The sequence below is a fragment of the Actinoplanes sp. NPDC023714 genome (assembly GCF_040639855.1).
Classification (GTDB): domain Bacteria; phylum Actinomycetota; class Actinomycetes; order Mycobacteriales; family Micromonosporaceae; genus Actinoplanes.
Genome location: NZ_JBFAAR010000011.1, coordinates 48,156 through 70,555, shown reverse-complemented (window position 1 = coordinate 70,555; position 22,400 = coordinate 48,156). Strand labels below are relative to the sequence as shown.

At 70.8% G+C, this 22,400-nt stretch carries 26 protein-coding genes and 1 tRNA gene; 13 read left to right on the top strand and 14 right to left on the bottom strand.

The genetic code is table 11. The features are described 5' to 3' along the window. Positions 1 to 68 precede the first annotated feature (68 nt). From AB0G10_RS35595 to AB0G10_RS35585, 3 genes are all read right to left on the bottom strand, one after another. Positions 69 to 989 (bottom strand): NlpC/P60 family protein, encoded by a 921-nt coding sequence (locus AB0G10_RS35595; RefSeq protein ID WP_360932140.1) that lies wholly within the window; start codon positions 987 to 989, stop codon positions 69 to 71. Between the two features lie 300 nt (positions 990 to 1,289). Next, the gene (locus AB0G10_RS35590; RefSeq protein ID WP_360932137.1) at positions 1,290 to 1,616 is read right to left on the bottom strand and encodes a DUF3817 domain-containing protein; all 327 of its coding nucleotides are present in this window, start codon (positions 1,614 to 1,616) and stop codon (positions 1,290 to 1,292) included. 12 nt (positions 1,617 to 1,628) lie between these two features. Beyond that, positions 1,629 to 2,051 carry a hypothetical protein gene (locus AB0G10_RS35585; RefSeq protein WP_360932134.1) on the bottom strand — a complete coding sequence of 141 codons (423 nt, stop codon included), beginning with the start codon at positions 2,049 to 2,051 and terminating at the stop codon, positions 1,629 to 1,631. Positions 2,052 to 2,139: 88 nt separating this feature from the next. Between AB0G10_RS35585 and AB0G10_RS35580 the strand changes: the two genes are divergently transcribed. Together AB0G10_RS35580 and AB0G10_RS35575 are read left to right on the top strand one after the other, a co-directional pair. Further along, a complete protein-coding gene (locus AB0G10_RS35580; RefSeq protein ID WP_360932131.1) occupies positions 2,140 to 2,379 on the top strand; it encodes a DUF6158 family protein in 240 nt (79 codons plus the stop codon). A 10-nt stretch (positions 2,380 to 2,389) separates the two neighbouring features. Next, complete coding sequence (locus AB0G10_RS35575; RefSeq protein WP_360932128.1) at positions 2,390 to 2,929, top strand: DUF1360 domain-containing protein; 540 nt, start codon at positions 2,390 to 2,392, stop codon at positions 2,927 to 2,929. Here AB0G10_RS35575 and AB0G10_RS35570 read toward each other — a convergent pair. Beyond that, positions 2,926 to 3,126: a hypothetical protein gene (locus AB0G10_RS35570; protein WP_360932779.1), complete on the bottom strand. Its 201-nt coding sequence runs from the start codon at positions 3,124 to 3,126 to the stop codon at positions 2,926 to 2,928. The genes AB0G10_RS35575 and AB0G10_RS35570 overlap by 4 nt on opposite strands. A gap of 334 nt (positions 3,127 to 3,460) precedes the next feature. Here AB0G10_RS35570 and AB0G10_RS35565 point away from each other — a divergent pair, with 334 nt between their 5' ends. Both AB0G10_RS35565 and AB0G10_RS35560 read left to right on the top strand, forming a co-directional pair. Continuing rightward, a complete protein-coding gene (locus AB0G10_RS35565) occupies positions 3,461 to 4,255 on the top strand; it encodes a GAF and ANTAR domain-containing protein (RefSeq protein WP_360932126.1) in 795 nt (264 codons plus the stop codon). A 20-nt stretch (positions 4,256 to 4,275) separates the two neighbouring features. Continuing rightward, complete coding sequence (locus AB0G10_RS35560) at positions 4,276 to 4,578, top strand: antibiotic biosynthesis monooxygenase (RefSeq protein ID WP_360932123.1); 303 nt, start codon at positions 4,276 to 4,278, stop codon at positions 4,576 to 4,578. A gap of 45 nt (positions 4,579 to 4,623) precedes the next feature. Here the strand turns inward: AB0G10_RS35560 and AB0G10_RS35555 are convergent, their stop codons facing one another. The 4 genes from AB0G10_RS35555 to AB0G10_RS35540 all read right to left on the bottom strand — a co-directional run bounded on the left by AB0G10_RS35555 (position 4,624) and on the right by AB0G10_RS35540 (position 7,861). Continuing rightward, on the bottom strand, positions 4,624 to 6,258 hold the full coding sequence (locus tag AB0G10_RS35555; RefSeq protein ID WP_360932120.1) for an MDR family MFS transporter: 1,635 nt from the start codon (positions 6,256 to 6,258) through the stop codon (positions 4,624 to 4,626). Next, on the bottom strand, positions 6,255 to 6,725 hold the full coding sequence (locus tag AB0G10_RS35550) for a MarR family transcriptional regulator (RefSeq protein ID WP_360932117.1): 471 nt from the start codon (positions 6,723 to 6,725) through the stop codon (positions 6,255 to 6,257). Before AB0G10_RS35550 ends, AB0G10_RS35555 begins: the two co-directional genes overlap by 4 nt. A 62-nt stretch (positions 6,726 to 6,787) precedes the next feature. Continuing rightward, entirely contained in the window at positions 6,788 to 7,372 is a 585-nt protein-coding gene (locus tag AB0G10_RS35545) for a 50S ribosomal protein L11 methyltransferase (RefSeq protein ID WP_360932115.1), read from the bottom strand. A 9-nt stretch (positions 7,373 to 7,381) separates the two neighbouring features. Then, complete coding sequence (locus AB0G10_RS35540) at positions 7,382 to 7,861, bottom strand: hypothetical protein (protein WP_360932776.1); 480 nt, start codon at positions 7,859 to 7,861, stop codon at positions 7,382 to 7,384. Between the two features lie 228 nt (positions 7,862 to 8,089). Here AB0G10_RS35540 and AB0G10_RS35535 point away from each other — a divergent pair, with 228 nt between their 5' ends. After that, the gene (locus AB0G10_RS35535; protein WP_360932112.1) at positions 8,090 to 8,746 is read left to right on the top strand and encodes a response regulator transcription factor; all 657 of its coding nucleotides are present in this window, start codon (positions 8,090 to 8,092) and stop codon (positions 8,744 to 8,746) included. Positions 8,747 to 8,759: 13 nt separating this feature from the next. Here AB0G10_RS35535 and AB0G10_RS35530 read toward each other — a convergent pair whose 3' ends face one another. Then, complete coding sequence (locus AB0G10_RS35530; RefSeq protein ID WP_360932109.1) at positions 8,760 to 9,614, bottom strand: hypothetical protein; 855 nt, start codon at positions 9,612 to 9,614, stop codon at positions 8,760 to 8,762. Here AB0G10_RS35530 and AB0G10_RS35525 point away from each other — a divergent pair. Then, positions 9,613 to 10,563: a hypothetical protein gene (locus AB0G10_RS35525; RefSeq protein ID WP_360932106.1), complete on the top strand. Its 951-nt coding sequence runs from the start codon at positions 9,613 to 9,615 to the stop codon at positions 10,561 to 10,563. The two genes, AB0G10_RS35530 and AB0G10_RS35525, sit on opposite strands and share 2 nt — an antisense overlap. 48 nt (positions 10,564 to 10,611) lie before the next feature. On the opposite strand, the gene serA is transcribed toward AB0G10_RS35525, so the two are convergent. Further along, the gene (serA, locus tag AB0G10_RS35520) at positions 10,612 to 11,841 is read right to left on the bottom strand and encodes a phosphoglycerate dehydrogenase (protein WP_360932103.1); all 1,230 of its coding nucleotides are present in this window, start codon (positions 11,839 to 11,841) and stop codon (positions 10,612 to 10,614) included. Positions 11,842 to 12,030: 189 nt separating this feature from the next. Further along, the gene (locus tag AB0G10_RS35515; RefSeq protein WP_360932100.1) at positions 12,031 to 12,951 is read right to left on the bottom strand and encodes a phosphotransferase; all 921 of its coding nucleotides are present in this window, start codon (positions 12,949 to 12,951) and stop codon (positions 12,031 to 12,033) included. Positions 12,952 to 13,029: 78 nt separating this feature from the next. Between AB0G10_RS35515 and AB0G10_RS35510 the strand changes: the two genes are divergently transcribed. Both AB0G10_RS35510 and AB0G10_RS35505 read left to right on the top strand, forming a co-directional pair. Beyond that, on the top strand, positions 13,030 to 13,905 hold the full coding sequence (locus AB0G10_RS35510) for a DMT family transporter (RefSeq protein WP_360932097.1): 876 nt from the start codon (positions 13,030 to 13,032) through the stop codon (positions 13,903 to 13,905). A gap of 300 nt (positions 13,906 to 14,205) precedes the next feature. Further along, positions 14,206 to 14,538, top strand: a complete 333-nt coding sequence (locus tag AB0G10_RS35505; RefSeq protein ID WP_360932094.1) for an excalibur calcium-binding domain-containing protein — start codon at positions 14,206 to 14,208, stop codon at positions 14,536 to 14,538. A gap of 15 nt (positions 14,539 to 14,553) precedes the next feature. Here AB0G10_RS35505 and AB0G10_RS35500 read toward each other — a convergent pair whose 3' ends face one another. The 3 genes from AB0G10_RS35500 to AB0G10_RS35490 form a co-directional block, all read right to left on the bottom strand. Further along, complete coding sequence (locus AB0G10_RS35500) at positions 14,554 to 15,438, bottom strand: stomatin (protein WP_360932091.1); 885 nt, start codon at positions 15,436 to 15,438, stop codon at positions 14,554 to 14,556. 160 nt (positions 15,439 to 15,598) lie between these two features. Next, positions 15,599 to 15,671: transfer RNA gene (locus AB0G10_RS35495), tRNA-Arg, on the bottom strand. Between the two features lie 13 nt (positions 15,672 to 15,684). Beyond that, a complete protein-coding gene (locus AB0G10_RS35490) occupies positions 15,685 to 16,743 on the bottom strand; it encodes an alpha/beta hydrolase (protein WP_360932088.1) in 1,059 nt (352 codons plus the stop codon). Between the two features lie 165 nt (positions 16,744 to 16,908). On the opposite strand from AB0G10_RS35490, the gene AB0G10_RS35485 reads away from it, so the two are divergent. From AB0G10_RS35485 to AB0G10_RS35465, 5 genes are all read left to right on the top strand, one after another. Then, positions 16,909 to 17,715 carry a single-stranded DNA-binding protein gene (locus AB0G10_RS35485; RefSeq protein WP_360932085.1) on the top strand — a complete coding sequence of 269 codons (807 nt, stop codon included), beginning with the start codon at positions 16,909 to 16,911 and terminating at the stop codon, positions 17,713 to 17,715. A 264-nt stretch (positions 17,716 to 17,979) separates the two neighbouring features. Beyond that, positions 17,980 to 18,447 (top strand): hypothetical protein, encoded by a 468-nt coding sequence (locus tag AB0G10_RS35480; protein WP_360932082.1) that lies wholly within the window; start codon positions 17,980 to 17,982, stop codon positions 18,445 to 18,447. Between the two features lie 32 nt (positions 18,448 to 18,479). Continuing rightward, positions 18,480 to 19,535 carry a cobalamin biosynthesis protein gene (locus AB0G10_RS35475; RefSeq protein ID WP_360932079.1) on the top strand — a complete coding sequence of 352 codons (1,056 nt, stop codon included), beginning with the start codon at positions 18,480 to 18,482 and terminating at the stop codon, positions 19,533 to 19,535. Positions 19,536 to 19,664: 129 nt separating this feature from the next. Next, entirely contained in the window at positions 19,665 to 21,227 is a 1,563-nt protein-coding gene (locus AB0G10_RS35470) for a cobyric acid synthase (protein ID WP_360932076.1), read from the top strand. A gap of 78 nt (positions 21,228 to 21,305) precedes the next feature. Next, on the top strand, positions 21,306 to 22,388 hold the full coding sequence (locus AB0G10_RS35465) for a M48 family metallopeptidase (protein WP_360932074.1): 1,083 nt from the start codon (positions 21,306 to 21,308) through the stop codon (positions 22,386 to 22,388). The last annotated feature ends 12 nt before the right edge of the window (positions 22,389 to 22,400 follow it).

The following is a 22,400-nucleotide window of genomic DNA, read 5'->3' as shown; positions in this document are numbered from 1 at the left end:
CCCCCGGTAACGAATACGAAAAGGCCGGCACCCCGCGGAGCGGGTGCCGGCCTTCGCCGTTGCCGGGATTACTTCACGCGGCCGTATCCGTTCGGGGTCATGATGCCGATTCCCCGGTGGAGCACGTCACGACCGGCGGACGGGGCGTCAATGATCTTGCCGTCGCCGACGTAGAGCGCCACGTGGCCGTTGGACCGGTAGAAGACCAGGTCGCCCGGCTGGAGGTCGGACTTGCTGATCCGTGCGGTGGCGCTGTACTGCGCCGCGGCGTTGTGCGGCAGCGACTTGCCGGCCGCCCGCCAGGCCGCCGCGGTGAGACCCGAGCAGTCGTACGAGTTCGGGCCGTCGTCGCCGTAGCCGTACGGCTTGCCGATCTGGTTGAACGCGAACGTGACGGCCTTGCCGGCCGAGCCCGCGACCGTCGGGATCTTGCCGGTGTACGAGCCGGTGTCCTCGGTGGCGCTGCCGTACGCGGCCTCGCGCATGTCGTACAGCTTGTCGAGGTCCTTCTCGATCTTCTTCTTGCGGTCGGAGAGCTCCTTGACCTGCGCGGTCTGCTTCTCCTGCGTGACCTTCAGAGCGGCTTTGCGTTCCGCGTACGTCTGGGTGGTCTCGGTGTAGGTGTCGATGTCGTTCTGGTTCTCCTGGGCGATCTGCTCGAGGAACGTGAGCCGCTCCATCAGGCTGCCCTGGTCGCCGGAGACGAGGGCGGTCATGCCGCCGACCCGTCCCTGCATGTAGGTCGTGGTCGCGATGGTCTTGACCTTGGCGGTGGCCGCGGCGAGGGCGATCTCGGTCGGCTTGAGCGACGACTCGAGCTGCTTGGTCTCGGCCTTGGTCTCCTTCAGGTCGAGCCGCATCTTGTTGTACGACTCGGTGACGTCTTCCAGCTTCTCCTCGGCCGTCTTGATCTTCTTCTTGAGCTCGGCGGAGGGGGCCGCGTGAGCGGCCGTGGCTCCCGACGACAGGGCGATCGCGAACGCGGTCATGGCGACCACGAGCGCCCGGAGCCTGGTACGGGGGTGTGGCACTGGTCAGAGGGCCTTTCTTCCGCTGCGCCGCCTGCTGACGGCCGCCGGGCGGGAAGAAGGCCCGGCCGGCGCCGTAGGGGGAGAGGCGCCGGTGCGGCCGCTGTTGATTCGGCGGCGTTGGCCGGCGCCACCCGAGGGTTTGTGGCTGCGGACCGGACCAACCGCATCAACTTATCGGTGCGGGAAAAGAAATCAAGGCCTGACCGAGTGATTTATACCAATGGCACTTGTTATGCCATTAATCCCGATAACAGGCTGTTATTCGACGGCAGCTAAGCGTGAATTGTCGGCCGCCGGAACCCAGTGCTTGGTGACCTGACGCTCGGCCCAGAACGAGAGGAACGGAATGGTGCCGGACAACATGACGATCACCATTCGGCCGAACGTCCAGCCGGCCCGGCGGGACAGGTCGAACGTGAGGACCAGGTAGACCATGTAGAGGAAGCCGTGGAAGGGCCCGACCGTCTCGACGACGATCGGGTTGTCGCCGAGGTACTTCAGCGGCATGCCGATCACCACGAGGAGGATGAGGACGACGCCGACGATCCAGGCGATGGTCCGGTAACGGGTCAGGGCTCCCTGCACGGCTTGGGTCTCCTACTTCTCTGCTTGGGTGCGGCCGGGGTAGTCGGCGGGCCGGGCGCCCGGGTGGGCGGCGAGCCAGGCCAGATAGTCGTTGTAGGCGTCCAGCTCCGGGTCCGCGGCCGCGGACGTGGCCGGGCGGCTCTCCACGCGGACCGGGCGGCCGAAAGTGACAGGGCCCTGCGGCTCGCGCGGCGCTTCGGCGGGCTTCTCCGGAGGCAGGCCGGCGGCGCGGCGCCGGGCCAGCTGGACCTCGCGCCACCAGATGAAGACGACGAAGCCCCCGAAGACTGGCCACTGGAACATGTAGCCCCAGCTGATCGAATTGCCGTCGGCGGCGCGGCTGTACTGCCACCAGCCCAGGCCGAGGCAGCCCGCGGTCAGCACGACGGCGAGCAGATGACGGGCCATCCATGCCGGAGTCCACAGCCCTCTCATGGACACGAGCGTACCGGCGTGGGTTTGGCGGGCGACGGGTCGGGCAAGCGCAGTCCTGCGTGTGACCCGAGAGAAGAGGAGGCCCACGATGACGGATGAGGGCGCGCCGATCGTATTCGAGACCGGTATCGACCCGGCGGGACTGGCCGACGACGACCTGTACCGCGAGCTCGGCAGTCTCTACCGCACCCGGCTGCAGACGCTGCGTCACGGGCCGGACGCCGCACTGGAGAACCACTTCAAGCGCACGGCCGAGCTGGAGACCGAGTACATGGCCCGGCACCCGGGCCGTGAGGTGGACCCCGCCCGCCTCACGCAGGACTTCTGAGATGGTGACCGTGCCCAACCCCCGCAAGGCTCGTCCCCGGCTCGCCCGGATCGCCCGGGCCTACGCCCCGCACGAGCACCGCCCGCTCGACGGCTACCTCGTCGCGATGGGCGCGTTCGGCGCGCTGGCCGGCAGCCTCGTGGCGGCCGCCAGGCTGACCGGCAGGCCGGTGCCGGAGCGTCCCGCCCTCGGCGATGTGGCGCTGGTCTCGATCGCCACCCACAAGCTCAGCCGGCTGGTCGCCAAGGACGCGGTGACCAGCCCGTTGCGCGCGCCGTTCACCCGGTACACCGAGCCGGCCGGCGCCGCGGAACTCAACGAGGAGGTCCGGGACGAGGGGAGCAGCGTCCGGCACGGCATCGGCGAGCTGGTCACCTGCCCGTTCTGCCTGGCGGTCTGGGTGGCGACCGGGCTGACCGGCGGCCTGGTGCTGGCGCCGCGGTTCACCCGGCTCGCGGCGACGGTGCTCACCGCCACCGCGGTCTCGGACTTCCTGCAGATGGGCTACTCGATCGCCAAGGAGAAGGCCGAGGGGATGGACGAGGACTAGAGCGCGCGCAGCGCCTCGGCGGCCTCGTCCTGGGCGTACTCGCCCTCGGGCAGCGCGTCGATCCGGGTCAGCGCCTCGGCCGGGAGGTCCGCGGCGATGGCCCGGCGCTGCAGGTCGCCGCTGGAGAGGCGCTCCTGGGCGTCGAAGGCGGTGTCCAGGAACTCGGTCAGCTCACGGAAGTCGTCGGTCACGGGCAGACGTCTACCCGTGACCTGGCCCGGCAAACACCCGTCGAGTGATCCAGCTCACAAAGACTCCAGGAATGACGCCGGGCGGCCGACGGTTGGTAACGGATGCCGATGTGCCCAGTGTCCCCGGGCCTCACCCTTTGCCTGCAGGGAATACCAGTCCGGCTGGAGCCCTGTTGAGCCACTCGCCGCGAGGCGACCTGCACATCGGCATCCGCGCCGCTCCCCGGTTTCACCGGGGGGCGGCGCACTATTTCGGTCGAATGTGTTTATCCGGGCAGGAACCCCCTAACGGGTCACCTCCCCGCCCGCGATCGCCGATCGGCGTGGCAGTATCCCTGGCGTGTCCGTACCGCAACGACGCGTCCCGGCTGCGTCCACCAGCGCTCGTTCGCTCCGGCGTACCCTCTCTTCCCGCAGGTCACGGCGTTCCGCGTCGGCTCTCTTCGCGGCCTCGGGCGGCCCGCACCCGGTCGAGCTGGCCGGTCTGCTGCACGAGCTCACGGTCCGGTTGCTCACCGCCGACACGCTGCCCCGTGCCCTCGAGCGCCTCACCGCTTTCGCGGTGGGCTCGCTGCCGGGTGCGGCGCGTTGCTCGGTCGCGCTGATCGGCGAGGGCGGGCCGCTCATGGCGGCCACGTCCGGCTCCGCGGGGGAGACCTTCGATCAGGCCATGTACGAGGGGAGCACCGGTCCCGGGCTCGAGGCGGCCCGGACCCGCTCCCTGGTGACGGCCGGCGACCTCGCCACCGACGACCGCTGGCCCCGGCTGCGCGAGGCCGCCGCGGCGAGCGGCATCCGGGCGGTCGCGGCGGTCCCGCTGGACGTGCGGCGTACCGCCGTCGGGGCGCTCAGCGTCTATCTGGAGAGCCCCGGCGACCCCGGCCCGGAGTTGCTGGTCACCGCGATGGCGCTGGCCGGTCAGGCCGAGGTCCTGCTCGGCGAGCTGGGCCGGCGCGCCGCGCTCACCGAGGGCGCCGAGGTGGACCGCGCGGTCGGCGTGATCATCGCGCAGCGCGGGTGCGGGGTGCACGAGGCGTACGCGATCCTCCAGGAGAGCGCCCAGCGCCTCGGCCTGGACCGCCGCGTCGTGGCCGAGCGCCTGGTCGCCGCCGCCGCGCGCAAGGCCGGCGACTGAATCGCGGGTAGCGTGACGGCATGGCTGTTGTGAAGATCAACGCGATTGAGGTCCCCGAGGGCGCCGGCCCCGAGCTGGAGAAGCGGTTCGCGGCCCGGCACGGCGCGGTGGAGAACTCGCCCGGATTCCTCGGGTTCGAGCTGCTGCGTCCGGTGAAGGGCGACAACCGGTACTTCGTCTACACCCGCTGGGAGACCGAGGAGGACTTCCAGGCGTGGGCCGGCGGCAGCGCCAAGGAGGCGCACGCGGGCGAGCGGGCCAAGCCGGTGGCCAGTGGCGCCAGCCTGCTCGAGTTCGAGGTCGTGCAGTCGGTCCGGAAGTGAGCTCCCGGGGTACGGGCCGGTGCTTCCACCCGTACCCCGCAAGCTCTAGATCTCGGTCTGGAGAGCTTCCTCGGCCCTCGCCTGCTGCGCGGATCGCTGCTGCAACGGGAGCTCCGGCAGGAAGAAGACCACCACCAGGCCGACGAGCATGATGCAGAGCGCGATCAGGTACACGACGTGCACGCTGTCCGAGAAGCCCACCTTGAACGGGTGCGCCACCACGTCGGACAGCTTGCTCACGAACGACGTGTCGCTGAGCGCGTCGCCGCTCTGCGCCTGGGCGAGCAGCGCCTGCTGGCTCGGATCGGCGGCGGCCTGCTGGAACGCCGGATCCTTCGCGGCGTCCTGGTAGGCGCTCGAGATGTTGCCGGGCAGCAGGTTGAAGAGCACCGAGAGGAAGACCGCGGTGCCGAGCGTGCCGCCCATCGACCGGAAGAACGTCACGGCGCCGGTCGCCACGCCGATCTCCCGGGGCGAGACCGCGTTCTGCACCGCGGTGATCATCGGCTGCATGTTGCCGCCCAGGCCGAGGCCCATCAGCACCATGACCAGCATGGTCTTCCAGAGAGCGGTGTCCGCGCCGACCCGGGAGAAGAGGAAGAGCGCGATCACCATGAGCGTGCTGCCGACGATCGGGAAGATCCGGTAGCGGCCGGTCCGGGAGATCAGCTGACCGGAGATGATCGAGCCGGTCATGATGCCGAACACGAACGGGATCATCTGGAGGCCGGCCATCGTGGCGGTCGAGCCCTTCACGATCTGCAGGTAGAGCGGGACCGTCATGAGGCCGCCGAACATCGCCATGCCGAGGATCGTGCTGGAGGTGGCGCCGACCGCGATCGTCCGGTTGCCGAACAGCCGCAGCGGGAGCAGGGCTTCATCCTTGTAGGCGCGCTCGGCCAGCACGAAGCCGACGATGCCGATCAGGCCGATCACGTAGCAGGCGATCGCCCGGCCGGAGTCCCAGCCCCAGTCCCGGCCCTGCTCGGCGACGGTCAGCAGCGGGACCAGGCCGACGATCAGGGTGAGCGCGCCGGGCCAGTCGATCCGGTGGTTGATCCGCTGGTGGGGCAGGTGCAGCACCTTCGCCACCACGGCCATGGCGGCGATGCCGATCGGCACGTTGATGAAGAACACCCAGCGCCAGCCGGACATCCAGAGCAGCTCGTCGGCCCCGGCGAAGAAGCCGCCGAGGATCGGGCCGAGGACGCTCGCGGTGCCGAAGACGGCGAGGAAGAAGCCCTGGTACTTCGCGCGCTCGCGGGGCGGGACGATGTCTCCGATGATCGCGAGCGCCAGCGACATGAGGCCGCCGGCGCCGACGCCCTGGATCGCCCGGAAGGCGGCGAGCTGCCACATGTCGGTGGAGAGGCCGCAGAGGAACGAGCCGATGATGAAGATGCCGATGGCGAAGAGGAAGAACGGGCGCCGGCCGTAGATGTCGGACAGCTTGCCGTAGAGCGGCGTGGAGATCGTCGAGGTGATCAGGAACGCCGTGGTGGCCCACGCCTGCAGGTCGAAGCCGCGCAGGTCGTCGGCGATGGTGCGGGTCGCGGTCGCCATGATCGTCTGATCGAGGGCGGCCAGGAACATGCCCATCATCAGGCCGCCGAGGATCGTCAGGATCTGGCGGTGGGTGAATTCCACCGGTTTGACGGCCGGTGGGCTCGGGTGGCTCACGGATTCTCCCGTGGGGACGCGGTGGGATCGAGCCGCAGGTGCGCCTCGATCGAGTCGTTGAACTCTTCGAACATGTCGGTGAAGACGGCGACGCGCTCCTCCGGCCAGTCGGTCAGCACCCGGGCGAGCAGTGCCACCCGGGCCTCCCGGAGCCGCTCGCAGGCGGCCGCGCCGGCCTCGGTCACCGCGAGGCGCGAGGCCCGGCCGTCCACCGGGTCGGCTTCACGACGGGCCAGGCCCGCCTTGACCAGCTGCGCGACCTGCCGGCTGATCGTCGACGGGTCGGCCTGCTTGATCTCGGCCAGGTCGGTGACGCGCATCGGCCCCTGGCTACGCAGCGGCATGAGCAGCATCAAGGCGGAGAACTCGGCCCCGAGGTCTCCGACCTTCAGCATGCCCCGGAAGCGAGCGCCACCCCGGACGAACCGGGCGATCTCCTCGGCCAGGCGGGCGGTGTCGTGGTCCAAACGTCTGCCGTCCTCCGTCGAATTGCATGTAGCGTACAACTGGTTGCGCGATGAAAGCATTTCTATTTCATCTTCCACACGCCGGTGACCAGCTTCTCGGTCTCCTCGAGGACGGCCGGGACCGGAACCGTGTACTCGGTGACCAGCTCGAAGAGCCGCTCCGGGAAGTACCCGCGCCCGGGGTCGCCAACCAGCACGGAGGCGCCGGCCTTCCGGGCCGCTCGCAGGGTCCGGACCATCTGGGGGGTGACCGAGGGGCTGTAGAAGACGTCGCCGGCGAGGACCAGTTCAGGGTTCGGTTCGTCAGCGGCGAGGGTGACGTGATTCGCGGCGGCATTCCGCTGAGCGGCCTCGACCGACGCCGGGTCGATGTCGGTGGCGGCCACGCTCAGGGCGCCGCAGCGGGCTGCCGCGATGGCGGCCACTCCGGAACCCGTGGCGACGTCGAGGACCCGCCTGCCGGCCGCCTCGGCCGGATGGTCGAGCAGATAGCGCGCGAGGGACTGGCCGCCGGCCCAGGCGAAGGCCCAGAAGGGTGGTGGCTGGTCGCTGTGGAAGTCGCCGCTGAACAGCGTCGCCTTCTGATCGGCCAGGTGGAGGCTGATCTCCGGGACGAAGGGGACGGGCTTGAGTTCGGTGGGGAGCACCCCACTTTTCTAGCTGACCGGCTGGGCGCTCATGATCAGCTTGGCGCGGTACTCGCCGCGGGCCTCGGCGGCCCAGGGAGTGTCCACGTCCTCCAGCAGCGGGCGGGCCGCGACATAGGCGGCGGCGGTCAGCGGCCGGGCGGCGCGCTCGGCGGTCCGGCCCGCGGCCGCCGCGATCAGCGCGTCGAACGTGGCGACGTCGACGCGGACCCGGTCCGCCACCAGGTGCAGGCGGTTGCGCTTGCCGGCGATCACCGAGTCGCGGTCGCGGACGCCCGGCTCGAGCCGGTCACGCAGCACCGCGAGGTCGTCCTTCACCGCCGCGACCGGCGCCCGGAGCAGCTCGGACAGCTCCACAAGCGACCGCTCACCGCGCAGCGCCAGCAGCGCGAGCAGGTGGCCGGGACGCTCGCCGCCGAAGTCGTCACCGGCGAGGCGGATGCCCCGCGTGCGGACCTCGAGACGGCCGAAGAGCTGGATGTCGAACATGATCACAAACTCTGCTTGCCGGGACCCGGGCAGACAAGGCCCCAATGCGAGGGGGACACTCGGCCGAAAGACTGGTTATCGCATCCGCTCGGCGGCAACCCGCCGTCGGGCGTACCGGCCGACTCGGGACCGGCGCGGCAACGCCCGCCTGTTGGTAGGGCGAGCATCCGGTCGGGTAATCCTTAGACTGCGCGGAGCCCGCGGTGGGCCGACAGAGGAAGGTGACGCATGGACAACGGCGAGACGATACGGGTCCTCGTCGTCGACGGTCACCAGACCTTCGCGGAGTTGCTCGGGCACGCTCTGGCTGGTCAGGCCGATCTTCAGTGCGTCGGGCACGCCCGGACCGGGCAGGAGGCGCTGAGCCTCGCCGCCGAGCTGACGCCCGACGTGATCCTGCTCGATCCGGAACTGTCCGATGCCGACGGCATCGCGATCGCCGAGCTGATCCGGGTGCGGCAGCCCGACTCGCGTGTGGTGATCCTCACGGCGAGCGAGGAGCAGGCCCTCGTACGGCGGGCCACGGCGGCCGGGTTCGCGGGATTCCTCTCCAAGAACGGCGCGCTCGGTGACGTGCTGAACGCGTTGCGTACGGCGCACGGTGGCGGGATGACCGTCTCCACCGACATCCTGGCCCGGCTGCTGCGCAGCACCACGCCGGTGAGCGTGCCCCGCGCGAGCGGCCTGACCGCCCGCGAGGACGAGGTGTTGCAGCTGATGGCGGCCGGTCTGGACGCGCGCGCGGTGGCCCGGCGGCTGGGCATCAGCGTGCACACCTGCCGCGGATACCAGAAGGCCGTGCTCGCCAAACTGGGCGCGCACAGCCAGCTCGAGGCCGTCGCGATCGCCACCCGGCGGGGCCTCGTCCGACCTGACCCGCGGTAAACCGTCCCGTCACTCATCCGGCAGGCGATTTCGTCCGTACTCCATTCGGGGGCCTTACCCGAGAGGCGTCGCAGGGAGGAATCGCAGTGGACCGTACCGCTGTCGGCACGTCGTCCGATCCGGCCGTGACCGACACCGATCTGCCGCAGCGTCGTCCGGGGGCGACGATGCCGAAGGCAGCGACCGAGACGCCGGCCGGAGGATGGTTCAGCGCGGGGGCGCAGGACTCGACGGCCGGCGGCGCGGACGTGGCGCCTGTAGCGGCGGATGACGAATCATTTCTTCCGAAACCGTTCGTGCCGGCGAAGAAGGCGGGCGACTCCGGCAGCCTGCCGCTCCGGACCCGGTCATCTCCTACGCGCACCACCATTCCGCCGCGGCAGTCGACGGGGGCTCGCTCAGCCCGGCCGTCGGTCGTCTCGTCATCGCCTTCACCGTCGTCGCTGTCTTCATCGCCGTCCGGCTCCAGGTCGGCGCCCGCGGCTTCGTCCGGGCCGGCGCCTGTTGTGGAATCCGCCGCCAAGCCGGCTCCGGAATTCGGGCCGGCGTCGCCGGGTGGGCCCGGCAGGGCCTCGTTCGGTTTCAGCGACGGGCCGATCGGGGGCGCGCGGCGCGATGGACCTCTCGGCGGCGCGCGGCGTGCCGGCGATTCGGGCGCGCTGCCTGTCGTCCGCCGGAGGGAGACTCCCGCCGCCGACGTGCCGGCCTCGTCTTCCTTCGCCGCGCCGGACCCGTCTTCGTTGACCGCGCCCGCTACGTCTTCCTTCGCCGCGCCGGCCTCGTCCTCCTTCGCCGCGGCTGATCCGATTGACGCGCCCTGGTCGCCGGCGTCGGCGACCGCCCCGGCCTCGGTGCCCGCCTCGGCCATGGAACCGCCCGCCGAGCACTGGGCCGCCGGCAGTTCCTGGGCGCCTCTCGCGTTCGAGTCCGGCGACCGGCCACCCTCCTCGGTGGACGCCGTCGACCAGCAGCGGACCGGTGGCTTCTGGGACGAGCCGGTGGTGTGGAGCGAGACGACGCCGGCCTCCGCGCAGCCGGTCGCCACGGTTTCGGCGCGGCCCCGGCAGTCCCGGGTGGTGACCTTCGGGATGGCGGTGCTCGGCGTGGTGGCGCTCGCGGCGATCGCGCTGACCGGGATCGTCTACTACTCCGGGCCGGACTCGAAGGTGTCCGAGATGCTGCGGCTCGGCAACGGCGGCGGCGACCAGCAGGTGGTGAGCGCGCCGCTGGACGGCCGGACCATCGGCTCCTTCGAGCTGCTGGCGGCGACCGACCGGGTACGGCTGAGGATCGCCGACCTGGGCTCGGATCTGTACCGGATCAGCGCGGCCGAGGGCGCCGGGATCTACCCGAACGCCGAGGTGCGCGACGACGCCGTACGCCTCGACCTCTCCCGGGACGCCGAGAACGCGACCGGCGGGGAGATCGAGGTGCTGCTCTCCGCGGAGGTGCGCTGGACGCTGCGCTTCTCCGGGTACGCCGCCGAACGGGTGCTGGACCTGAGCGCCGGGAAGATCAGCCGGCTGGAGGTGGTCGGCGGCACCCGGCGGGCCGAGGTGACGCTCGCGAAGGCCACCGGAACGGTCCCCATGAGGATCACCGGCGGGGTGGAGGAACTGCTGCTGCGCGCCCCGGCCACCAGCCCGGTGCGGGTGAAGGTGGGCGGCGGAGCGGCCACGGTGACGGCCGGCAGCCGTACGCTTAAGGATGTGAAGCCCGGGTCGACGCTGACGCCGAAGGACTGGCAGAACGCGGACCGCTACGACGTCGACGCGGCCGCCCCGATCACGCTGCTCACGGTGGAGAACGCGCAATAGCACCGGGGGTGCGGCTCTTCGGCGAAGAGCGACACCCCCGGGAACACCTCAGTTCAGGACGCGCAGGCGGACCGTCTGCTCCATCGCCTGCAGCTGGTCGAGCACCTCTGCGCTGTAGCCCGCCGCGATGTCGGTGATCAGGTAGCCGTATTCGCCGCGGGTGCTGAGCAGCTGGCCCTCGACGTTGACGTCGTGCTCCGCCATGATCCGGTTGACCTGGGCGAGCACGCCCGGGGTGTTGATGTGGACGTGCACGATGCGGTGCAGGCCGGGGGACTCGGGCAGGGCCACGCCGGGCAGGTTCACGCTGAGCGTGGTGTTGCCCTCGGTCACGAACTTCGCCAGCTTGTTCGCCACGAAGCCGCCGATGTCGGACTGCGCCTCCTCGGTGGAGCCGCCGATGTGCGGGGTGAGGATGACGTTCGGCAGGCCGCGCAGCTCGGAGACGAACTCGTCGCCCCGGCCCTTCGGCTCCTTCGGGAAGACGTCGACGGCGGCGCCGGCCAGGTGGCCGCTCTTCAGCGCGTCACGCAGCGCCAGGTGGTCGACGACGATGCCGCGGGACAGGTTCAGGAAGAGGGCGCCGGGGCGCATCTTCGCGAACTGCTCGGCGCCGAAGAAGCCGGCGTTGCCGGGCCGGCCGTCGACGTGCAGGGTGACGATGTCGCTGGTCTCCAGCAGCTCGTCGAGGCTGGCGCAGCGGTGAGCGTTGCTCAGGGCCAGCTTGTCGGCGGTGTCGTAGAACGAGACCGACATGCCGAGGTTCTCGGCGAGCACCGACAGCTGGGTGCCGATGTTGCCGTAGCCGACGATGCCGAGGCGGCGGCCGCGGATCTCGTGGGCGCCGTCCGCCGACTTGTCCCACACGCCGCTGTGCATCAGCGTGTTCTTCTCGGTGAGCCGGCGGGTCAGCGCGATGATCTCGGCGATCGCGAGCTCGACGACCGAGCGGGTGTTGGAGAACGGCGCGTTGAAGACCGCGACGCCGCTCGCCGACGCGTGCGGCAGGTCGATCTGGTCGGTGCCGATGCAGAACGCGCCGATCGCGACGAGGTCGGAGGCGGCGTCGAGCACCTTGGAGGTCACCTGGGACTTGGAGCGGATGCCGAGCAGGTGCACCCCGGGGATGCGCTCGATCAGCTCGGCCTCGTCGAGGGCGTTGCGGAGGGACTCGACCTGGAAGCCGTCCTCCTCGAGCCGGGAAACCGCGTCGGGGTGGATGCTTTCCAGAAGCAGGACTCGCACCTTGGCCTGGTCGATCATCATCTTCCGTTCCATGTTTCGGTGGGCTGCCCGGGCCGCCACGCCGAAGCCCAGTTCACAGCGGTCAAGCGTAGTCCGGGCGGGGTGGCGGGCCGGACAGGTGTGCCTGAGGTCCCACCTGCCGGTCAATGCGGTAACTGTTACGGCCCGGCGGCGGGTGCGGTTCAGACGCGTTTCGGTGCCATCAGGTGACGGGGGCGTCTTTCATTCGGCCAGGTGGGCTTGTAGCCACGGAACGAGGGCGTCGCCCTGGAACCGCTGGAACGCCCGCACGGTCGGCAGCCCCGGCGGCGGTGGCATCCGGGACCGGTGGTGGAAGTAACCGGTGAAGCCGGCGATCACGCCGATCACCGCGTCCGGGTCGATGCCGTCCAGCAGACGACCGGGGTCGCCGCCGTGCACGAGCACGTTCATCGCCAGCTGGACGGTGTCCAGCCAGGCGGGCCCGACACTGCCCCACGGCCAGTCGACGATCATGACGCGGCCGTCCGCCCGTACAAGAAGGTTGTCGGCCCGGACGTCGCAGTGAGCGAGAGTGTCCCCCTGCGCGAGGGACGCCAGGCCTCGCGCCGAGGCAGCGCGCAGCGCGCCGAGGTGATCCACCAGCCAGGGATCCAGATCGGCCGGGGGAGCGGCGGCGATCCTGTCCCAGCACGCGAAGTCGTCGGCCAGATAGTCGGTCACCCTCGGAAGATCAGGAGCGGGCGCCGGCGTGAGTGCGCGGGCCAGGTCGGCGAGCGCGGCCGCGGCCGCGTCGATCTCGGCCTCCACCCATGGGGTACGAGGGTGAGCACCGTCGACGTCCTCGAGGATGAGGACGACCCAGTCCCCGGTGTCGAAGGCGTCGATGAAGCGCGGCACCGGCGCGGTCGCGGGCAGGAAAGCGGCGATCCGCGCCTCCCGCCGGGCCATCGTCGCCGAGTCCGCGTTGATCGCCGGGGAGACCGCCTTCACGAACGCGCGCCGGCCGTCGGCGGTCAGCACCCGATCGGCGGTGCCCGGGGAGAAACCGCCGGCCTGGGAGTGTGCCTCGACGACGGGGCTTTTCAGGGTCGTGTTGATGCGCGCCCGGATGTGGCCGGGCAGATCCGCCCAGCCGATGCGTACGCCACTCGCCGTCACCATGGGTGGATGTTGGCAGGGCGCGTCGGTGTCGCGAAACGGATTTTCTGTCCGGCGTGCTTCGGTCAGTAGTGTGGAGTCATGGGGGCGTTGGGCTGGGCTGTGGGTCTCTCCCTCCTCTCGGCTGCCAGTTACGCGGTGGCGGCCGTCGCCCAGGAGCGTCTCGCCGAACACGGCCACCGCGGCCTGTCCCGCTGGGCCGCCGCGCTCTCGCTGACCGGCGCGGGCGTGCTGCTGCACGTGGTCGCGCTGAACTTCGGGACCGTCGCCGTGGTCCAGGCCCTCGGCACCCTCACCCTGCTCTTCGCCCTGCCCATCCAGGTGATCCGCTACCGCACCCCGCTCAGCCGCGCCTCCTGGATCGACGCCGGCCTCACCGTCGTCGGCCTGGCCCTGATCCTCTCCCTCTCCATCGAGTCCTCGGCCCCGGCCCTGCTCGGCTCCACCGCGGTCCGCGCCCTGGCCGCCATCACCGCCGCCGTGGTCCTCACCTGCGCGCTCGTCGCCCGCTGGAGCGGCCCGCGGGTGCGCGCGATGCTGCTGGCCGGTGCGGCCGGCATCGCCTTCGGCATCGCGTCGGTGCTCTCCAAGGCAGTCCTGGCCTCCTTCACGAACGGCGGCCTGCGCGCGGTGTCCTCACTGGCCGTCGCCATGGTCGTGGCCTTCTCGGTGAGCGGCTACCTGCTGGGGCAGCTGTCCTACAAGGGGGCCGGGCTCGCCACCCCACTCGCGACGGTCAGCGTCTCGAATCCGCTGGTGGCGGCCTTGGCCGGGGTCTTGTTGTTCGAGGAGCGCGTGCGGTTCGGGGGCGTGGGTCTCGTGCTGGTCGCGGTGGCGGCGCTGGTGATGGGGTGGGGGGTGGTCGGGCTGGCGCGCCGTACGACCACACCGGACGGCGAGGTGCCGGCGCCTCGCCCGCGGGGCGGCCACGACGCCGAGACGGAACGCATCCGCTGACCGGCGCCCCTGGGTGACCGGTTCGCCGCACCGGTGATTCAACCGGACGGGGTGCAGCGGTCAAAATCGGTCATGAGTGCCCGCTCGGGCAGTTATCGGTGATCGGGCGCGCCACCAGAATTCGGTGGTGACTCAACCTGGATCACCGCGGTCGCGGTGGAAGCGATGGCACAGGGTGACGCTCGGCGTGGTCGGCGTGCTGCTGCTTCCGCTTCCGCTGCTGCTTCTTCTGCTTCTGCTTCTGCTTCTGCTTCGAGCGTTGCCGGGCTGCCGGCGGCTTCGCCCAGCGTGGTGAAGACCGTGAGTCCCCGGCCGGCGGCGTCCAAGTCGCCGAAACCGATCTCCTACGCGAACTGCGCCGCCGTCGAGGCTGCCGGCAAGGCGCCGATCCTGGAGGGCGAGCCCGGGTTCCGGCCGGCGTTCGACAGGGACGGCGACGGTGTGGGCTGCGAGCAGGGCGGCGACGACGAGCCTGCTCCGCCTCAGGATGAGGAGTCGGGCGGCGGCACCGATCCGCGCTTCGCTACCTGCGCGAAGGCCATCGCAGCCGGTTTTGGGCCGTACTACGAGGGCACCGATCCGGAGTACGACTGGTACATCGACCGGGACGGGGATGGCGCGGTGTGTGAGTGATCGGTCCCCGTACCGTTATCTGGTGGCCTCTCCCACCGGGCGCGTGAGAGACACGCTGTTGCCCATGCAGAGACCCGGCTCCTTGCCCAGCTTCTCCGCGATCTGCAGGCAGCGGGCCACCTGATCGACACTCGCGTCGGTCCTGGTGATCTCGGCGCGGGTCTTGGCGTTCGCCCTGTCGATCTCGAGGTTGCGCGCTTCCAGGATCTTCTGCCCGTAGGCGGCGATCGCCTGCGTCGTCGGGTCGTCGTAGCGCGGCGACTCGAACGCCACCGACTTCACCACGATCTCGTCGCCCAGCTCCGTGGTCAGCGCCTCGACCAGCGGCTCCTTGTAGGTCTTGTTGAGGTCCGGCGCCGGCGCGTCCCCACTGGTCACATCGACCGCGCCGAGCGGATCGAACGCTGCGAAGATCGACGTCATGGCGCCGTTGATCTGCGGGTTCACCCGGCGCTCCACGAACACCTCGAACCGGCTCTTGTCACCGACCTCGCGGTACGCGGCCCAGTTCTCCGGCGCCTTCTCCGCCTTCGCCGACCACTCGATCTGCACCGGGATACAAGCCCGCCGCTGCGCCGCGATCGTCACCCAGACACAGTTCTCACCCAGATGCGAATACGTCTGCCCGGACGCATCCCACTCGTCCACGTCCTCCCACGGCGCCGTCCACTGCAGCCCGGCGCCGGTCGTCCGCCCGGTCGGCTTGTTCCACGCCGTGACGATGCCGACGTTCCGCGTGGGCACCACGGTGATGCACGAGGCGCCGATCAGCCCGACGGCGGCGACCAGACTGCCCGCGAACGTCAGCCACGCGTTCCGCGGTTTCGGAAGCCTGCCGCTGACGGCGGCCAGAAGGGCGATCAGGGCGACGGCGGCAAGAATGAGGCCGAGGACGAACAAAGAAGATCCTTATCGTGGGGGTTCTACCTGCTCCCCACGGTAGGGCAGATGATCAAGCGCGCTTGGTGCTTCCGGAAGTATCGAGCTTCTTCCTCACCAAGGGCCCGTCAGGTGACCTTGCAACCGCGGAGAGTTGCAAGGTCAACGCCGCTTGTCGAGGCGCGCCCGGCAGGATTCGAACCTGCGACCGACGGATTAGAAGTCCGTTGCTCTATCCGCTGAGCTACGAGCGCTGGCCTGCACATACTAGGCGGTCGTGCCGGATCTGTCGTCCACCGCTGCCTCTGCCGCCTCCAGGTCCTTCGCGACGGCGGCCCGATCTTCCGGCGCGGGCGGGATCTCGACCTCCGGGGTGCCCGGCGCGGGGAGGAAGGCGTCGGTCCAGCGGGCCAGCTCGCGGAAGACCTCGGTGCGGACTTCCTTGCCGGAGAGCGTCAGGTCGTGCATGCCCCCGTCGAAGCGGGCGATCGTCACGCGCGGGCCCAGGCCGGGCGCCCAGCGGGTGATGTGTTCCACGTCCAGCACGGTGTCGGTCACCCGTACGTCTTCATGCCATTCGCGGCCCCGGAACGTCCGGTCGGAGCAGGCGACCAGGACCGGCACGTCGATGGCGAGGCCGGCGCGCAGGCGGCGCTGGCCGCGGCGGATCGCTTCGAGCCAGCCCATCCGGACCGGGAAGCCGAGGATGGGCTTCCAGGCCAGGTCGTAGGTCCATTCGCCGTGGTGTTCGCTGTGCAGACTTTGCCCGTAGAGGCCCAGGGATGAGGTCGGCATTCTTCGGTACGGGGACCGGCCGCCGACGGCCAGCACCACGGACATGAGCGGGCGCCTGACGAACCAGGGCAGGTTGAAGTCGAAGAACGGGCTGTTCAGGAAGAGGCCGTCGACCAGGCCCCGGCCGGTGCGCGCATGCGCCCACAGCGAGGTGATCAGGCCGCCCGTCGAGTGGCCGGTGACCAGCAGCTGGTCGTGGCCGTCGTCCTCGCGGATGATCCGGGCCGCCTCGTCCAGCTCGGGGAAGTACTCGGCGAGGCTGCGGGTGAAGTTCGGCGTCTGGTGGGGGAGCAGGCTGCGGCCGTACTTGCGCAGGTCGAGCGCGTAGAAGTCCCAGCCGCGCTCGACGAAGAAGTCGGCCAGGTGGGTCTGGAAGAAGTAGTCCACGAAGCCGTGGACGTGCAGCACGGCCCGCCGCGTCGGCTGCTCGGCACGCCGCCGGACCAGGGTCGCCACGACCGGGCCCTCGTCGTCGGTGCCCAGGTCGATGGTGTGCCGCTCGTACGGCCAGCCCAGAACATCGGTCTCCACGCCCACAGGCTACCCACGGGTAGGCGGTGGCGCGCCATAACAGATCGCTCCCCGGACCGGAGGTTCATCCACAATTCCCCGCCCTCCACAGCCCCGGCCACCAAGATCGCCCAGCTCGGCGACTGTGGCCGGGACCGATGCGCTCGACATCCTGAGGAGGAAAACGTGTTCGAGACCAACATCGTGATCGTCGGCAACGTGCTCAACATGCCCGAGTGGCGGCGCACCACCCACTCCCAGCAGCTCGTGGCGAACTTCCGGGTCGCCTCCACGGCCCGCCGCTTCGACAAGGAGAGCGGCCGCTGGGTCGACGGCAACAGCCTGCGGGTGCGGGTGACGGCCTGGCGCCGGCTCGCGGAGGGCGTGACCTCGTCGATCCGGGTGGGTGACCCGGTGATCGTGTACGGACGGATCTACACACGTGATTGGGTCGACGACGACAAGAAGAAGCGCATTTCGTACGAGATGGAAGCGTTCTCGATCGGCCACGACCTGAGCCGCGGGCGGGGCCGGTTCTACCGCAACAAGCCCGGCGCCGCGCTCAGCGTCGTCGACGATCTCGAACACGACGCGCAGATCCGCGGGGAGGCGTCGGTGACCCTCGCCGACGACGAGGCGCCGGTGAGGTACGGCGACGGCGTGCCGGCGATCGACGAGCCCGCGCCCGACGTGCCGCCGGCCGGCGAGCCCGATCCCGCGTTCCTCGAGGTCGTGTCCGGCCTCGCCGAGGAGCCCGCGACGGCGCACGCCGAGGAGCCGGAGCAGTCCGAGCGGCGCTCTGAGCAGTCCGAGGGGCGCTCCGCGCAGTCCGAGCGGCGCTCCGCGCAGTCCGAGCGGCGCGAGCGGCCCGGACAGCTCGAGCGGCCGGAGGGGGACGCGGGCAGTGCCGCCTCGACCGGGCCGGACGACGTCCGGCCTGCGGATCCGCGGCGCGGCCGGCGCGGTGCGCGGCGTGAGCCCGTCGCGGCATAGGCCTTACCGGATGGCCGCCGCCCGGAGAGCTGTCTCCCGCTGATCTCCGGCGCGGTGGCGCCCGGCGGCCCGGCCCGGTAGGGGTCATCGGGCCGGGCCGCCGGTTGCGGTCGTTCCAGATTTTTCCAAGGGGGTGTTCGTGCCGGATTCCCGCACGTGGAAGAGTTCCTTCGATCGGGATGGGCCGATCGGCCCGACCCTTCCGGCCGTGGGTCGGAACGGCCCGGGTGGGTGATGGGTGCGGCGACCCGGCAAACTGGACGGGTGCTGCTGAAGGACATCCGCGCCATCGTGAGCGAACCGGTGGTGCTCTCGCCGGAGGACCCGTCGGCTGAGAACGCGAACACCAACTGGTTCGGTGCGCCGCCCCACGAGCGCATGGGCCTCTCCCCGGACGAGGTCGTCGCCACCATCGAGGAGACCGCCATAGTGCTCCGTGAGCAGGTGGCGGGCCTCGGGCACCAGGGCGCCGCCACGTTCTACGTGTGGCACGACGCCGTCGCCGGGCAGCTGCGGTGTTCGGCCGGCACGTGCAAGCCGAACGATCTGCCGTTCGACGACGCCTACCGGGTGACCGACGACCTGCGGGCCATCGTCGTCGAGTTCCTGGAGGACCGGGCGCCCGGTTCCATCGTCTGGGGGGAGCTCGAGCCGGTGCCCTACCCGGAGGAGAGCGAGGAGCCCGGCGGCCTGGCGGTCTGGGCGTTCGACCTGACGCCGTTCGGCCGGTGAGGGCCGGCTTCCGGCGTGCGGCTCCGCGGCCGGTGAGGGCCGGCTTCCGGCGTGCGGCTCCCCGGTCGGCGGGCGCTGCGGACGCGGCCGGGCTGATCGCGGGCTACCTGCTCGACGCCGTGGTGGGAGATCCGCGTCGCTTTCATCCGGTCGCGGGATTCGGTACGGCGGCCGGCGCGCTCGAACGACGCGTCTATCGGCCCACCCGGGCGCGGGGCGCAGTGTTCACGGCGGTGGCCGTCGGCGTACCCGTGCTGGCCGGGCTCGCGGCGGGCCGGCTCACCCGTCGTCATCCGGCCGCCCGGTTCGCGGTGACGGCGGCCGCCACGTGGACCGTGCTCGGCGCTCGTACCCTGCGCAGCGAAAGCCGGACGATGGGCCGGCACCTGGAAGCCGGTGATCGGGAAGCCGCTCGCGGGCGGCTCAACCACCTCTGCGGCCGTGATCCGTCGGCGCTCGACGAGCCGGAGCTGGCGCGGGCGACAGTGGAGTCGGTCGCCGAGAACACGTCGGACGCCGTGGTGGCGCCGCTGTTCTGGGGTGCGCTGTTCGGTCCGGCCGGGTTGCTCGGCTATCGGGCGGTGAACACTCTGGACGCCATGGTGGGGCACCGGTCCGAGCGTTATGCGCGCTTCGGCACCGCGTCGGCACGACTCGACGACGTGGCGAATCTCGTGCCGTCCCGGCTGACCGGCCTGCTCACCGTGGCGGTGGCGCCGATCGCGGGCGGTTCGCCGCGCGAGACGCTCCGGGTCTGGCGGCGGGACCGGGGCGATCACCCGTCGCCCAACGCCGGCCAGTGCGAATCCGCCATGGCCGGCGCGCTGGGGGTCCGGCTCGGTGGGCGCAACGTCTATTTCGGGCGCTCCGAGACCCGGCCGTTCCTGGGTGACGGTCCCAAGCCGGGCGCCGTGCACCTGAAGAGGGCGGCCCGCATCTCCGGCGCGGTGGGGACGGTTGCGGCCGTCCTGGCCGGCGCCGTGGCCGTAATCCGTGGATCAAGCATTGCCGGTGGTGGCGGCGGGGGCGGGGCGGGGCCCTTTGATGGTGGGCGAGTGGGATGGCGCTCGTCCTGCCGGCGGGACTGACAGGAGAAGGGCGCAACCACTCACTCAGGCCGCCCGGCGTCAGGCTCGCGCTTCGGACGCGTAGCGGCCGGCGAGCGACGCCGGGTCCTCGGCGGGAGCGACGGCCTATACCTACCACCCCGCTGCGACATGGAAAGCGTGAGGGAAACTCGCAGGGTGACCACGCGCGCTAACGGATTGTTGATTGCCGGCACCACATCGGACGCGGGCAAGAGTGTTGTGACGGCGGGGATTTGTCGCTGGCTGATGCGTCGCGGAGTGCGGGTGGCGCCGTTCAAGGCGCAGAACATGTCCAACAACTCCGTTGTGGTGCTTGATGAAGCGGGCAAAGGCGGTGAGATCGGGCGGGCTCAGGCCATGCAGGCGGCGGCTGCCGGGGTTGCGCCTGATCTGCGGTTCAATCCGGTGCTGCTGAAGCCCGGCAGTGATCGGTCCAGTCAGGTGGTTCTGCTCGGCGAGGCGGTGGATACGGCTACGGCGCGTAATTACCGATCACTGCGGCCGCGACTCGCTGAAGTGGCTTTTCGAGCACTCGAGGACCTGCGCGCGGAATACGACGCGGTGATCTGTGAGGGGGCCGGGAGCCCTACGGAGATCAACCTGCGGGAGGGCGACTTCGTCAACATGGGGCTCGCCCGGAGAGCGGGAATGCCTGCTCTCGTGGTCGGGGACATCGACCGCGGTGGAGTGTTCGCGGCCTTCTTCGGGACGCTCGCGCTGCTATCCCGGGAGGATCAGGATCTCGTGGCCGGCTTCGTGGTCAACAAGTTCCGCGGCGATCTCGGGCTGCTCCGGCCCGGACTCGACATGATCGAGCGGGCGACCGGCCGGCCGGTGCACGGCGTGCTGCCGTTCCACCTCGACGTCTGGCTCGACGCCGAGGATTCGCTCGCCTACGGGCGCGTGCTGGGGCGCCCGGGACCGCCGCGCGGGAGCGAGTGGCTGCGGGTCGCGGTGATCCGGCTGCCGCGGATCTCGAACGCCACCGACGCCGAGGCGCTCGCCGCCGAACCGGGCGTGCAGGTGCGGCTGACCATCGAGCCCGGTGAGATCGCCGACGCTGATCTCGTGGTGCTGCCGGGTTCGAAGGCGACCGTTAGTGATCTCGCCTGGCTGCGGGCTAACGGGCTGGCCGACGCGGTGCTGGCGCACGCCGCCGCCGGGAAGCCGCTGCTCGGGATCTGCGGCGGATTCCAGATGCTGGGGGAGCGGATCCACGACGAGGTGGAGAGCGGGCAGGGTTCCGTGCCGGGATTGGGCCTGCTCCCGGTCGAGGTGACGTTCGCGCGGCGGAAGACGCTGGCCCGGGCGTCGGGCGCGGGCCTGGGTGCGGCGGCGCACGGTTATGAGATCCATCATGGGTACGTGTCGGCCGGCGTGGCCGAGCCGCTGCTGCGCTACGCGGACGGCCGTCCCGAAGGTGCGGTGGCCGGAAACGTTCACGGCACGCACTGGCACGGGGCGTTCGAGTCGGACGAGTTCCGGCGCCGGTTCCTGACCCGCGCCGCCGAGCAGGCCGGCCGGCGCGGGTTCACGGTCGCGCCGGACACCCGATATGCGGCGATCCGCGAGCGCGCCCTCGACGTGCTCGGCGATCTGGTCGAGGAGCACCTGGACACCGCCGCGCTGCTGAGGCTGATCGAGGAGGGCGCCCCGGCCGGCCTCCCGTTCCTGCCGCCGGGAGCCCCGTAAGGGATCAGCCCTGACGACACGGTTGCGTTCCGGGCGTACGTTGAGCTGGACCGCCGCCAGATCAGAAGGGCGAGATCGATGACGAATCCCGACGATGCCACTCCTCCGGTCCGCCGCCGGGTGACCCTCACCGGCATCAGCTCGCGCGCCTGGGAGCATCCGGCCGACCGCGGCGCCCTCACCGCGCTGCGCGAGCTGCGCGGCTTCGACGACGTGGTGAAGACGTTCTTCGGGATGTGGAACGAGCGGGGCTTCCGGCTGACCTACCTGGCCGGCTCGATCCGCGTCGACCACCGGCAGTACGAACGCGTCTACCAGCGCTTCACCGAGGCGGCCAGCACGCTCGACGTGCCCGACCTGCCCGAGCTCTACGTCACCCAGAACCCGATGATCACCGGTTCGGCGATCGGCCTGGACAAGCCGTTCATCGTGATCAGCACGGGCGCCGTGGAGAAGCTCGACGACGACGAGCTGCGGGCGCTGCTCGGCCACGAGCTCGGTCACGTGCGCAGCGGCCACGCGGTCTACAAGACCATCATGTCGATCCTGACCAGCTGGGCCGCGAACATCAGCTGGATCCCGGTGGGCGCGATCGCGCTGCGGGCGATCATCGGAGCGATGCTGGAGTGGTGGCGCAAGGCGGAGCTCTCCGCCGACCGGGCCGGCCTGCTCGCCGGCCAGGACCCGGCCGCCTCGCTGCGGCTGCTCATGAAGCTGGCCGGCGGCGGCGACCTGTCGCAGATCGACACGGCCGCGTTCCTCGAGCAGGCTGCCGACTACGAGGGTGGCGGCGACCTGCGGGACAGCTTCCACAAGATCGGAATCACCGCGTGGAGCACCCACCCGGTCCCCGTCGCGCGCGCCGCCGAGCTGCGCAAGTGGGTCGACTCGGGGGAATACGCGCAGATCCTCGGCGGCGACTACCCGCACCGCGACTCGGACGGCGACGCCTCGGTCTCGGACGCGGTGAAGGACGCTGCCAACGCATACCGGAAGGACTTCTCGGACTCGCAGGACCCGCTGGTCGGCCTGATCCGCCGGGTCGGCGGCGGCGCCTCCGACATGGCGGGCGCGGCGGCCGGCCGGGCGATGAACTGGGCGAGCGAGGCCCGGCGCCGTGGCCGCGAGGGCAATGGTGGCGAGGGCGCCTCGGAGAACTGATTGCGCCTACCA